Below are 3,382 nucleotides of genomic sequence, written 5' to 3' on the forward strand. Positions count from 1 at the left end.
AACACCATGAAATTCGTATTAAGACTCGTCTGAGTAAAGAAGAAGCCAGAACGGAAATCATCAGGATGGTAGCTCAGGCCAGATGGCAGGCAACCGGTCTTCCCCAGAAGCCTGATGAGTCGGACGATATTCTCACCCAGACACTCTACCAACACTGCCAGCACCGTTGGTTTGATCATGAGTTTGGCCAGACGGGCGTGGACGTTAATCGGATATTTCCCCTGACGGAAGAACAGAAACAAACACTGAAAATGTCAGCTAACCAGCCTTATCTTCAGGAGGCTGATCGGCGGATAAGTGCATGGAACTCTCATGGCGTTCAATGGAGTCCTGAGCTTTGGCATCAGATGAGTGATCTGCTGAACCATCTGGTTGACGATTTTGTTAACGAAGCGTCAGCTGTTGGCAGTGATAACGCTCCTGAACCGTTGACTGTTGTCGATGCTAAAGCTCACGAACAATACGTGCCACAACCTACTGACAAAGCGTTGACTGCTGCCGATACTAAAGCTCACGAACAATACGTGCCACAACATACTGACAAAGCGTTGACTGCTGCCGATGTTAAAGCTCCTGAAAAATACATTCCGGAGGCCTGCGGGATACAGGCTCCAGCACTGGACCAAATGACGGACTATGAGGCTCATGGCAAGTCGAAAGTTTACGATTATAAAATTTTTGATATGCAGAACCATTCTTCCGGGATATATCGGAAGCGGGTACGTGATGTTCATGTTACTGCAGAGGGCGAGGTCAAACAGATCGATATTAATGATCGACACATGCAGGGAGTCGAAGTCCTCATACCTGCCCTGTTACCAGGTGAGAACCAGGAAGTGACATTAACCGAAAATCAAACGCTGGGAACCCTTAACGATACATCGTTCAATGGTCGATATTCATTGCCCAGCCTGACGCCCGACGACTATATCGTGGGTCTGCGTATAAAACCCGATTTGCCATTTACCCTGGTCAGGGACCGATATAGCGGACTTCACACACTGTGTTTTCATGAGATCAAACCTCTCTATATTGAACAACTTACTTATGTCGTGGAACACAGAAAACCGGGCAAAAAAACACCCGCTCCCGCTAAAGGAGCCAAACCAGAACCATCAACACGTTTTGACGCCCACTGCTCCGAAGGTATGAAAACAGTGCTGGAAGAAGTGCTTACGGCCATTGGCGAACAACCAATCAAGGCACAGGAGGGGTTGCGGGCGATAAAAAACGCTCAAAACGCGACGCAACGCATTGAGGCGATCGCGGACTATTGCATGGCGTTTTCCGGTGAAGCTGAACCAGAAGCCAAAGAAAATTTCTTTCGTTTCCTCGTAACACAGCAGCAAGGTAGCTGTCGTCACCGTGTGCCTGTTTTTGTTGCTTTTTGTCGTTATTTTGAGATTCCATGCAGGCAAATTGGTAACGGTGTCCACACCTTTGCAGAGTATTCTCTGGATGGAGGCCTAACCTGGAAGTCAATGCATTTGGGTGGGGCGCCAGTAGAGTCAACAGGCATCAAACCTGAATTCCAGCCCATCAGGCGGGTCAGTGGTTCTGACATTGTGCCGAAGAAAGTCAGGGATCTCCTGAAAGGGGCTGATTCAGAACAACGGAAAATTCTGGCTAAAGCCCATGGCATGAATCTTGATGAGCTGAACAAAGCCATTGAGACAGACAGTGCATTGCTGCCAACCCATCTAAATATTTCCGAAATAGTACAGAGCCTTTGGAAGGAAAAAAACCTGGCCAGTTTTTCTATGGGCGTCTCGCTATTAGAGTCGCTGGACACGAAAGTATTGGGCCCTGAGGAGAAGAGTCTGGTCTGTGATGTGATTTGCGAAGATGAGCTTATCTATTCCTATGAAGCGATGCCGGAAGCAATGAGAGAAAAATTGTTCAACGATAAATTGGGCACTAATGAGGAGGAACTGATCTGTGATGAGATTCGCGAAGTTCAGCGTACCTATACCTATAGACCGATGCAGGAAGCAATAAGAGAAATATTGTCCAACGATAATGAAGATCAGGTCATTGAACCACTCAAGTCACTCTATTCAAAAATGATTGTACAGGCCGGCGCAAACCCTCAGCACTGGTTGAGTTCAATGGTAGATATACTGAAATTCAGTGACTTAACCAGACCTTCGGTTATGCAGCTTGCCCGTGAAGCCCTGAAATCGGGTTGGCTGAATCCACCGACGACTTATGAGGACAAAATGCTGAAGGCCGCACATCATGCGCTATTAGTGGGTCTGGAAGATATCGATGAACTGAAGGCTCAAGCCGCCCATTGCCTGAAAAGCTGGTATAAGAATCTGTTGTCCAGAGAAAAAAATAGCCAGGCATGGCGGTCGGCTTATAAAAACTTCCAAAAGGAAGAAGATAATGCCTTCTTCATGACTCATTGCCACGACGGGGTTTCCCATTCCCTTGAAAGTCAGATTCTAAATGTATCTTTACAGACCGTCTGGACGGACGAACCTGAGGGCATTCCGGATATAGAACGCATGCTGGCCCATGATCCCGCGTTTGTGCAGTTAAACTCGGGCAGGCCGAACCAGCGTCCGGTGATTATCACGGGACAACCTTTCTGGCGAAGAACAGCGCTTAATGAAAAAGTCGCAGCCCTGCTCCAACGTCAAGCTGAGAACAACCCGGATTTGAAGCTTATATTGGAAAAGGTCAATAAATATGAGGAAATGAATAAAGAATTACGCAATGTTTTGAAAGCATTGAATAAACTCAAACGCGAACTCGACGACTTGCGTTTAATGAGACCTGGTGAAACTGACGACAATCAATCAACACTTCTTTATGATCAATATCAAGCTAAAGAACAAGAATATGAGAAAAAACGGCTTGATATCAAGAGCGATCTGGAGTCCCTCCGGGTGCAGCGTGAGGAGAAAAAACTTGCGAATAATTTAACAAAGAAATACAAGCTAGCGATTCAACAGGCCTTCAGTCACTACCTGTATGGTGTGACACATTCAAAAGGCGGCTGCTTATCATATTGTTGGGCCGATGCCAGTATCGCCGTCGTGGGGGCTTGGGACTCAATAAGCCATGGTGCTCATGACCCATCCTCACCAGAAGAGCTGCACGCCATGATGTCTGCAATTGATAACTCTTGCTGGCTTCAGGAAGTTGGCAAGGATGCCTGCTTACGGCAGGCGCACAACGCCAGCAACGCTTTGATACTCAAACCCGATGAGCTGACAAACATTGCCGAAGAGTTTTTGAACAGCGTGAATTTGGATTCGATTTATGAGTCATTTCATAACTGACTGCTGACTCTCTGGTCAGAACGTGACTACTACAGTAGCTACCTATAGCCGAAAGAGTGCTCCCTGCGACTTGGCAGGGAGGTGAATTTCGT

At 47.1% G+C, this 3,382-nt stretch carries 1 protein-coding gene; it reads left to right on the plus strand.

The window, feature by feature from the left end; translation table 11 throughout:
- On the plus strand, positions 1–3,290 hold a 3,290-nt coding region (locus tag KDK19_RS07580), incomplete at its 5' end, for a transglutaminase domain-containing protein (protein WP_257291670.1).
- Between the last annotated feature and the right edge of the window lie 92 nt (positions 3,291–3,382).

The organism is Endozoicomonas sp. ONNA1 (assembly GCF_024606325.1).
Classification (GTDB): Bacteria; Pseudomonadota; Gammaproteobacteria; order Pseudomonadales; family Endozoicomonadaceae; genus Endozoicomonas_A.